The sequence below is a fragment of the Pseudomonas sp. R62 genome (genome assembly GCF_000257605.1).
Lineage (GTDB): Bacteria > Pseudomonadota > Gammaproteobacteria > Pseudomonadales > Pseudomonadaceae > Aquipseudomonas > Aquipseudomonas atacamensis.
Window position 1 is genome coordinate 1,688,917 of the sequence record NZ_JH635999.1, and the last position, 10,046, is coordinate 1,698,962.

Consider the following 10,046-nt stretch of genomic DNA (forward strand, 5'->3'; position numbering starts at 1 on the left):
TTTCGCGCGAAAACTCACCGTTTCATCGCCATGTATCACACTGTGTACGCGCCCCGCTGCTACACAACCCAATGCAAAAACGCTCTCTGGCGACACAGAGCAGATACCTCGCCACGCTTCAATGCACCCAGGGTTTCAAGGGTTCATCCAGCCCCTTGGCCACAGGCTCGCAAAGGAGACGTCAGCATGAAACAGGCTCTGCATACCTCTAAATTCAAAGCCGCACTTGGTCTGTCAGTCTTGGCGCTGTCACTGCTCGGCGCCGTCGGCAGCGCTCAGGCGCAAACCACTGAACCGGCCGCCGTCAGCTATTCCGCGCCCTCTCCTTTCGGCCCGCTGAAGCACATCAAGGCTGGCTTGCTCGACGTGGCCTACGCCGAAACCGGACCTGCCGATGGCCCGGTGGTGCTCCTGCTGCACGGCTGGCCCTACGACATTCACAGCTACGACGAAGTCGCGCCACTGCTCGCGGCCAAGGGTTACCGCGTGCTGATGCCATATGCACGGGGTTATGGCGACACGCAGTTCCTGTCCAAAAACACCCTGCGCAACGGCCAACCGGCAGCGCTGGCCAGCGACGTGATCGACTTCATGGACGCGCTGAAAATCAAACAAGCAGTGCTTGGCGGCTACGACTGGGGCGCGCGTTCAGCGGGCATCGTCGCGGCCTTGTGGCCAGAGCGCGTGAAAGCGCTGGTGGCGGTCAGCGGCTATCTGATCGGCAACCAGGCCGCCGGGCAGAATCCACTGCCGCCGAAAGCCGAATTGCAGTGGTGGTACCAGTTCTACTTCGCCACCGAACGCGGCCGCGCCGGCTATGAAAAGAACACCCACGACTTCGCCAAACTGATCTGGCAACTGGCTTCACCGCAATGGAAATTCGACGACGCAACCTTCGACCGCAGTGCCAAAGCGTTGCAGAACCCCGATCACGTCGAGATCACCGTGTTCAACTACCGCTGGCGGCTGGGCCTGGTGCAGGGCGAGGCGAAATATGCCGCGCTGGAAGAAAAATTGGCTACTGCGCCTTCGATCAGCGTGCCGACGATTACCTTGGAAGGCGATGCCAATGGAGCGCCACATCCCAAGCCTGAGGACTATGCCAAGCGTTTTACCGGGAAATATCAATTCAGATTGATTGAGGGTGGGATTGGGCACAATTTGCCGCAGGAGGATCCGAAGGCGTTTGCGCAGGCTGTGATGGATGCGGATCGTCTCTGACAGACCCGCCCTCAAAAGCCCCTCACCCTAGCCCTCTCCCGGAGAGGGAACTGACCGGGGGTTATTCGAGATTTTACGCCGACCTGAACGATTTGCTTTGAATCCATATTCGACTCGGTCTTTCCGGTCGATGTCCAAGATAAGACGCCCGGTCAGCGCCCTATCCCTAACCCTCCCGGATATCCGCGATTGAGCTTACCCATTGCGGGGCCGATAACCAAGTGATTCGTATGAGCTTGTCGGAGTCGTTCCTCCACCTGCTTGAATTCCTTTTACAAATGGGGGGGATTCCCATTGAGCGGGTTGTCCGCTCGCATGCGAAACAACGGCAAACTCATTATCCATAAGGTCGGCCGAACAGTAATACGTGTTAATCCCTGATGCGTCTAATTTTTGGAAGCTGTAGCCCATGGCCGTCGAGAGTGGGTCTGATAAATAACTCCCCGGAAATAGCCGAGCCCCTACGGTCCCCATCCACGCACGAGCTTGGAAGTAAGGCAATTGTTGTCTATTGTGTACTAATTCATACACATTTTTGCTTTTCACATTGAAGCTAACTTCGTCGCCATGGATGTCATGCACTGTGATTCGGGCGTCCCCGTTTCCCGTCGAAATCACGTGCCCGGTTGCTGGATCAACAGACGCAACGGCGCGGTTCGATGAGGTATATTGGTAAGGCTTTCTTCCACCATGTGCTTGTCGGATTTGGTGCGCTCCAGTGTGTACGTAAGCCGTCTTATCAAAGGCCGGTATGTATGGGGCAGGCGCAGGATAAAACTGCGGCCCATCAAGAACCATGTCGGTGGTATCTATTTCCAGCGGAACAGTTACCTTGACGATGTACCTCATCCCCTGAAACGTCAGCGCCTCCGCCTCCACCTGGCTCCCTCCCAACCCAGCCTTAAACTCCACAATCAACTCGCTCCCATCCTTCAAATTCTGCAGAGTGGCAAGCGGGATCGGGTGGGTGTAATAGCCTTGGTCGATCCATCTCTGGTTGGTCTGTGAACTCGGCGGTTGCCAGAACGTCTGGGTGTAAGGACTGCCGTCGTTATTGGTGCCGCTCAGGCGCAGCCAGACGTACTGGCGCAGCGCGATCAGCGGCCAGCTGTTCATACTGATGGTCGCGTCGCTGGTCGACTGGCTGACGTCGAATTCCGGTCCCTCACCGCCGTTGGCTGCTTGCATGATCCGCGGGCGGCCCATGGCCGGGTCCTGCTGTGCAATCGGCTGCACCGCCAGAATGAATGGCTTGGAATCCTTCGGTGAGCCATTTCGAATCACGGTGTAATGCACCGTCACCGGCCTGTTCAGATTGAACGCCAGCACCCCATTGGGCAATGGGACTGCACAGTCAGCCTGGGTGGTCACCTGGACGGGTTCGGTGGTGTGGCTCCCGGCTCCGGCCGTACCTGTCCAGGTCACGCTTAATTGGGTACCAACCATGTTGTCGTAAGCAGGAACGATGGCGGTCAACGCATCCTTGGCCTTGAGCGGATCGAGGCTGTTGTCATCGGCCTCCTTGATGCGAGGAGCATTCAGCTCCACGGCCGTGCCGATCAGCAGCGGCTGCTCCATCGACGCAGGCAACGGTTGCCCGCCTCGGGTCACGATGTAAAAAACCTTTACCGTTTGGTCCTTGTTCAGATCGACGTATCTTTTCGCCACAGGAAATTCCACTTCCTTTGCGCCCCAGTTGGCCGGGACCTGAAACCAGTCGGTAAAATCCAGCACACCGTCCCAGTGGACGTCGATGCGATCGCCGGTTTCGATGTCGTAGTTGACCCGAATATAGGTGCCGTCGACCGGCACCGCTTCAGGATCCAGAGTGTCCCCTTGGGCGAAATCCACCGTCGGTTTGGGCAATTGGGCACCAAGGCTTTTGACTTGTAGCGGTAATTGATAGGAAGGCAGGGTTTCACCGCCGCTTTTGCTCAGGGTGTAGCTGACGGCGAGCGTGCCCCCCTGCAGCGGCGTAATGTGGATCGGCGAGACACGACGCTCGATGCCGTCTTGCGCGCCGCTGCCCGTTACCGGGATTGGAATGGTGTGCGGCAGGCTCGCTCCGCTCGCCGTTTTGCCGTCCCACAGCAGGAGGATAGAGTCGCCCCCCTCGATCAGATCATGTTTTTCGATGCGTACCAGAGCGCCTTCAGGCGGCAGGCTGGCCGGGTCCAGTACATCGCCTACCACCCCCTCGACGCTCGGTGCCGGCAGTTGTTCGACCTGGCCGATGATTTGCACCGTGGTCCGTCGCGAGCGCCGGGGTGTGCCGACAAGTGGAATTACCTCATAACGCACCACGGCATTGCCTTGGGCAATGGCCCGGACCTTGTCGTTGGGAATATCGAAATCAAGTGGCCAGCCGATGTCTTCGGTCTTCACTTCCTTATCAAGTTCCACCCTGACTTCCAGGCCTTCGGCGGTGTATCCGAGCCAGTACAGGTGCACCCGATCACCCGGGTCCATACGCTCGGTGTACACCGGGGTTTGCACCTTGGCATCCTGGTTGCCCAACTTGACCAGCTCGATGACACCGCTGACGGCATCCACCACACGCGGCGCGGCGAGCAGGTTCCCCCCGGCCTCGACATCGGTCGTGACATGCAGCGACCAGCGCGACCAGTTGTTGACCTCGTCACGGATGTCATAGCGCACGATGACCCGGCCAGGGGCGGCGATCAGCGAAGCCTTTTCCACTCGAAAATCCACCGGTTTGCCCACCTCGGACGTGGTCAGCGGCGGGTGCGTCTGGCGCTGACCGCCCCAGTCGCACTGGATGATGTCGCCGACGGCCATATTGTCGTAGACGCCACAGGTCACGGTAATGCCGGGTTCGGCGATGGCGTCATCGATCAGAGGCGGGACGCCGGTGGGCGCGCGCAGGTTTTCGTTGATGTATTCGGTGCCGGCATCGTCACCGGTATTGCCGCCAGGGAGCAGGCGCTTGACTTTGACCGTGGCCGGCGGTGAGGGATCGGTCTGGCCGCCAATCGCAGCGGTGACAAAATATTGGTAGGTGTGCAATCCGTCGGCGTGTTCGAGGATGTCCGCAGGGTCGACATCCAGGGGGATGACGCCAGTGCTCAGATGATTGGCATCGACCGTGGTGCTCTTCGCCGGCAGTTCCTGCCACTTCAGTTCGACGAGGTCATTAAGTTGTACGGCGCCGGGCTGCAGGACAATCTGCACCCGCACCGGGCTCTCAGGATCGTTGAGGTCTTGCCAGCGCAAGCCACCGTTGGCAGTCGCGGCTGGGATGGAAGGCGCATTGAGCGCCAGCGGCTTGTTTTCGATGAGCGCCGGGAGAGACATTTCTTTGATGGTCATGATTACATTCCTTGTGAAAGTTCAGCGCGGCGACATGCCTCGCAGGCGGCAACGCTAATAAAATTCCGGACACCAACTGTCACCCGGCTTCTTGACGTCGCAATTCACTCGCTTTTTGCGCGAGGTCGTCGGCCCGCTCGCGTTGCTGACGATTGACCAGGCCTCGACACTGCCGCGGCTGCAAACTGCGAAGTGGTGCCGCGCCGGCACTGGAAATTCGAAGTAACCGCGGGTGAGGTCTTCCTGAGTCATTACAGAAGGCGGCTGCGGGTTATAGGACGCTTTGGTGACCGGATTACCGCCGACATCCAGCGTGTCGTAGCCGACAAAAAACAGTTCGATGGCATCACCCACGGCTGCGTGGGTGTAAGTCAGGGCGATTCGAACCGGGTTATGCAGGCCGGCGGGACCTTCGATCAACTGATTGAGGCCGATGGCGCCATTGACGTTCAGGACCGGAAATTCCGGCTCGCCGATAAATCCGTCCCCCGGTAACTGACCGGAACCAATAACGGTTGCTGTGGCAGTGGCCGATTGGCCGACCGGCAGCCCCCCGCGCTTCACTACATAGGAGGCGCGAACATCGCTGCCGGTAACGAACAAGTTGTTCGGCACCTGTATGACACAACGCCGCAGTTGCCCACTGCCATCTGCCTCGATGATGCCGCTAAGCGGAAACGAATGACCGGGCGGGGTGACGGTGACCAAGCCACTGATGCTGTCATTCACCTGAAAGGTCGGTGATCGCGGATTGACGATGACCGACAGAGGCCTTCCCCCCAGCTCGTCGCGATCAATGATCTGCGCATCATCGGTTTCGTCATTGGGATTTTCACGGAAAATCGGCGCGTGAAACGCGACTCGGTCGAGGTCGACGTTGGCGACAATCGCAGCGGACTCACGGCTGTACTCGGTGGGGTTGTTCAATTGCGTGATCACGGTATAGCGGATTTCGAACAAAGGGCTGTTACCCGCTTGTTCAAACATGGCTTGGGTCAGCGTAATGATGATCGGCTTGCCCTGCTCTTCAGGTTTGAGCACATGAGTGAAGCGACGGCCATTAAGCTTCAGGATGATTTTGTCGTAGGCATGATCATGCGGGTAATCCAGCGTCAACTTTACCCCGGCGGCGGCCTCGTCCCGGCCAATCTGCGGCGGGTTGCCCAGTTCAGGCGGGAGAGTGATTGCCAGAAAAGGATGGTCGCCAGTACCCGGCACGTTTTTACCGCCGGGTGGCTGATAGTGATAAAGCGCCCAGGCGTGGGTTGATGGACTGCTGTTGCCGCTGCTGCGCTTGACCACGTAGTAGAAAACATTGATGCCTTCAACGAACAGCGACTCGGCAACGTCGAAAATCACAGGCTGATCAGGGACGTCTGGAACGATGACATCAACCAGCAGAGGGACTTCCTCGTCCAGTGCCACTGTGTATACCGATATCGATTGGTACTCTCCCCTTGGAGGGTCGATACGTGCCGAGGTCGCGCTGATTTGTGGAGCATTATCCTTGAATGCGCTGTGGGCCAGGCCTTCCAACGGGACTCCGCCTGGCACATCCGGCTCGACAATTACCGGGGAGATGCCCGCCTCGAACTTGATGGGGAACAGGGTTGAATCGAAGTCGAAGTCCGACATGGGGGCGTCCTTGTTTGCAATTCGCTGAGCGTGCAATGCCTGGACGCTATTACCCCTCGGGGGTGTTGCGCTGTCTACTGTCAGAAATTACAGGTAGGCGGGGCAATCCGACGGGCGGTCGGTTAGCTCCAGCAGCCCCTCTCCTGCATGCACCGGATGGCCTATTTAACCAGCCGCTTCTCCTTCGAAGGCCGATAACCGAAGTACGAGCTATAGCACTTGCTGAAATGGCTCGGTGAAACAAAACCACACGCCACCAGCACTTCCACCTGCGACAGCTCGGTGTGTTGCAGCAGGCGCCGTGCTTCGGTAATGCGCAGTTCCAGGTAATAGCGCTGCGGCGTGGTGCCCAGTTGTTCCTTGAACAAGCGCTCGAGCTGGCGCCGTGAGCGGCCGGCGTAGACCGCCAGTTGTTCCAGCTCCAGCGGTTCTTCGAGGTTGGCGTCCATCAGCTTGATCACTTCACGCAACGGCGCGCTGACGCAGATGTTTTCATCCGGTTTGATGCGCCTGTAGCGCGACTCTTCGAAGGCGAGGATGTCTTCGATGCCCTCGACCAAGGCTTTGCCGTGCAAGCCCTTGATCCAGTCCAGCGCCATGTGGAAGGCCCCGGACGGGCTGGAGGCGGTAAGGCGGTCGCGATCAATGACGTAGGGTTCGCTGCTGACATGGGTGCTCTTGGCGATTTCGGTCAGTGCCGGGCGATGTTCCGGGTGGATCGAGCAGCGATAGCCGTCGAGCAAACCGGCGCGGCCGAGAAACCACGAACCATTCCACAATCCCGCCAGGCTCACGCCCCGCTCCGCTGCAGCCTTGAGCAAGCCGATGAATTCGTCGCTGGCGCGCAGTTCGGTGCGATAACCACCGCACACCACCAGCAGATCCAGCTCGTTAAGCGCAGCAGAATCCAGGCGCGCATCGGGGCGGATGACCAGGCCCAGATCGCTGATCACCTCGCCATCGCCGAGGCCGAAGGTGCGCGACGAGAAAAGTCCCGGGCGCAACAGATTGGTGGTGACCACCGTGTCCAGTGCCTGGGTAAAGGCCGGCAGCGAAAAGTGTTCGAGCAGCAGAAAACCTGTGCGCGTCAACCGCGCGTCATCGCTTTGCTCATTCAGATAGCGGAGGTTTTTCCCCTTCATGCCTCCGCTGAATTGGCGTCGTTCGGTCAAGTTTCAATCCATCGGTCACATTGTTGTGCGCCGATAGTTGGCCGGAACCGGCAAAGAGTCAATCACGTCATCGGGCCGCACCTTCAAACAACCCATGGCCGTCGCCCCGGATCTGTCAAACGACCGTGCTCAACCCCGCCCCGAGACGCCCTTCGAGACGCCCAAACAGTACGTAGTGTTGATAGCCACTGGAGAAAGCGCCTGTGGCGATTGCAGTCTTTACGTCGGCGTTGAGTTGCAGATATTGAGCCTCATCGAAATGCTCGGCGCTGACTTCACCTGTACGGCCCAGACGTTCGCTATCAATCGGCTGCTCGAGAATCGTGCGTCGTTGAAAGTCGATGATGCGATTGACGGCATGACTTTCCAGCGGCCCCTTGTTGGGCGATGCGGAGTAGATGTGGAGACCGTTCTTCGCGCAGCGGTTGCACAAGTCCACGCAGTTCTTTTGCGTGGATTTGCGACTCATCAATTCCTGCACCGGCATGTCCAGATACTTGCCGACGCTGTATTCGGACTGATTGAAAATCGTGCAGCACAGCACAGTATTGCCATTGCAATCGAGTACCAGCCAATCATCTTTCAGGGTGCACGCCTGTTTAGGGTATTGCTTGACCAGATTGACCAGGTCTGCATACGGTGGCAACGCCAGGCGCTTGAGGGTTTCCCGGTCCGTGTCGGTGACCGAGGCATCGTCTTCGACGATGGCGAAGGTTTTTTCCAGCGGCATCATCACCGAGTAGCCGGTGGAGAAATTGAAACCCAGGCGCTCGCTGAACTCGCGCATCAGCCCCTCTTCTTCGAGGTTATCCAGGTAGCGGTGGTAATACACCTCGACAAGGGTATTCAGGCCGTGACGCTGCTTGAGGTCATGCAGCTTGATCATGTTCTGCTTGACCACTTCGATGTCGCCGCCGACATGCCCTTGGCGGTAGGTGTCCTGGTGGAACCCGGACAGGGAGACACGGAAGAACCAGGGATTGGCGAGCATCGCGCTTTCAATGTTCTTGGCCAGGTTCAAGTTGGAGCTGATGCCGCTTTGCAGACCTGCAGCGTTAATGATTTCGACGAACTCACCGATGCGCGGGTGAATCAACGGCTCGGTCCAGTTGTACAAAAAGATCGCCTTTACGCCTTCACGCCGTGCCTTATCGACAATCTGCGTGAACATATCGAGCTGCATGGCTTTCTTGAAATTGGCATTTTCCGAATTACCCATCGGGCATGACGGGCAGCTCAGATTGCAGGCGCCGACGATATCGATGTACATATTCATTACGCGCATAGCTCCTTGGGTCGAACGTGCGCATCTCACCATTGGCACGTTCGGGTCGCCGGGTTGGTTGTTTTTCTGGCGACCTGCACTCCCGTGAAGCAATAAGCGCACCAGCCCCCTACGCCATTAACGCCACAATCCAGTCGATAAACACCCGCAACTTCACGCTGACATGCCGGTTCGGCGGATACGCGACGTAAAGCGGCATGCTTTCCAGGCGCCAGCCCTCAAACAACGGCACGAGCTCTCCGCGCGCGACATGCGCATCGGCCATATACGTCGGCAACCACAACACCCCCATGCCGGCCAGTCCCGCCGCCAGATAGGCATTGCCATCATCCACCGCTAGCACATGCTGGCCCTTGATCTGCAGGCGCTCGGAACCGTTGTGCAACGTGTACGGAAGAGGTTTACCAGTGCGAGCCCAGAGAAAAGCGACGACGCGGTGATGGGAGTCTTGCAGTTCCAGCGGATGCTCAGGCGTGCCTTCTCGGGCCAGATAAGCCGGCGCGGCGAAAACACCCAAGGGCAGATCTGCTAGCTTGCGCGCCATCAACGATTGGTCGAGCAATTCGCCGCCGCGCACCACGCAATCGACGTTCTCATCGATGATGTCGACGATGCGGTCGCTGACGCCCATGTCGATCTGGATGTCCGGGTAGCGCGCGTGAAAATCCGGCAAGGCTGGCACCAGAATATGCCGCGCGAACGGGCTCGGCACGTCGATGCGCAAACGCCCGCGCGGCCGTGCGGCGGCACCGGGCAGGCTGGTTTCGGCGTCGTCCATGTCGGCCAGCAACTTGATCACCCGCTCGTAATACGCCGCGCCATCAGCGGTAACGTTGACCTTGCGCGTGGTGCGATTGAGCAGCTTGACCCGCAGCCGCGCCTCCAGTTGCTGCACCAGTTGCGTCACCGTGGTCTTGCTCATGTGCAAGGTTTCGGCGGCTTTGGTGAAACTGCCCGCCTCGACCACCCGGGCAAAGGCCTGCATCGCATCGAACCGGTCCATCCGCGCCCCTCGATTGTTTGGGATTTGCAAACAGTGAACGCCAAGCTTGCGCGTTTATCCGCGCACTGCAAATACCTAAAGTCGTTCCCATCAACCCCTGATGGAGTCAGCCCCATGTCCAAGCGCGATGTAGTGTTCCCACCCGCCCGCCATGCCTTGTATGAGCGTCACCGTTACTCTCCGGCGATTCGCTCCAACGGTTTCCTGTTTGTCTCCGGACAAGTCGGCAGCCGTGAGGATGGCTCGCCCGAGGCCGATCTGCGCGATCAGGTGCGCACCGCCTTCAACAACCTCAACGCGATCCTCGCTGCGGCCGGTTGCAGCTTCGATGATGCGGTGGATGTCACCGTGTTCATGGTCGATCCGCACTCGACGTTCGAAACGATCTGGACTGTGGTAC

The 10,046-nt window shown here is 58.7% G+C and carries 7 protein-coding genes; 2 read left to right on the forward strand and 5 right to left on the reverse strand.

Going from position 1 to position 10,046, the window contains the following annotated elements:
* The first annotated feature begins 186 nt into the window (after nt 1-186).
* Entirely contained in the window at nt 187-1,221 is a 1,035-nt protein-coding gene (locus tag OQK_RS25580; protein ID WP_016774947.1) for an alpha/beta fold hydrolase, read from the forward strand.
* Between the two features lie 195 nt (nt 1,222-1,416).
* On the opposite strand, the gene OQK_RS25585 is transcribed toward OQK_RS25580, so the two are convergent.
* From OQK_RS25585 to OQK_RS25605, 5 genes are all read right to left on the reverse strand, one after another.
* Nucleotides 1,417-4,551, reverse strand: coding sequence for a hypothetical protein (locus OQK_RS25585; protein WP_016774948.1), 3,135 nt, complete (start codon nt 4,549-4,551; stop codon nt 1,417-1,419).
* 54 nt (nt 4,552-4,605) lie between these two features.
* The gene (locus OQK_RS28935; protein WP_016774949.1) at nt 4,606-6,186 is read right to left on the reverse strand and encodes a hypothetical protein; all 1,581 of its coding nucleotides are present in this window, start codon (nt 6,184-6,186) and stop codon (nt 4,606-4,608) included.
* A 161-nt stretch (nt 6,187-6,347) separates the two neighbouring features.
* Entirely contained in the window at nt 6,348-7,358 is a 1,011-nt protein-coding gene (locus tag OQK_RS25595) for a GlxA family transcriptional regulator (protein ID WP_038861758.1), read from the reverse strand.
* Nucleotides 7,359-7,473: 115 nt separating this feature from the next.
* A complete protein-coding gene (locus tag OQK_RS25600) occupies nt 7,474-8,634 on the reverse strand; it encodes a radical SAM protein (RefSeq protein ID WP_016774950.1) in 1,161 nt (386 codons plus the stop codon).
* Between the two features lie 118 nt (nt 8,635-8,752).
* Complete coding sequence (locus tag OQK_RS25605; protein WP_016774951.1) at nt 8,753-9,646, reverse strand: LysR substrate-binding domain-containing protein; 894 nt, start codon at nt 9,644-9,646, stop codon at nt 8,753-8,755.
* A gap of 114 nt (nt 9,647-9,760) precedes the next feature.
* On the opposite strand from OQK_RS25605, the gene OQK_RS25610 reads away from it, so the two are divergent.
* On the forward strand, nt 9,761-10,046 hold a 286-nt coding region (locus OQK_RS25610; RefSeq protein ID WP_016774952.1), incomplete at its 3' end, for a Rid family hydrolase.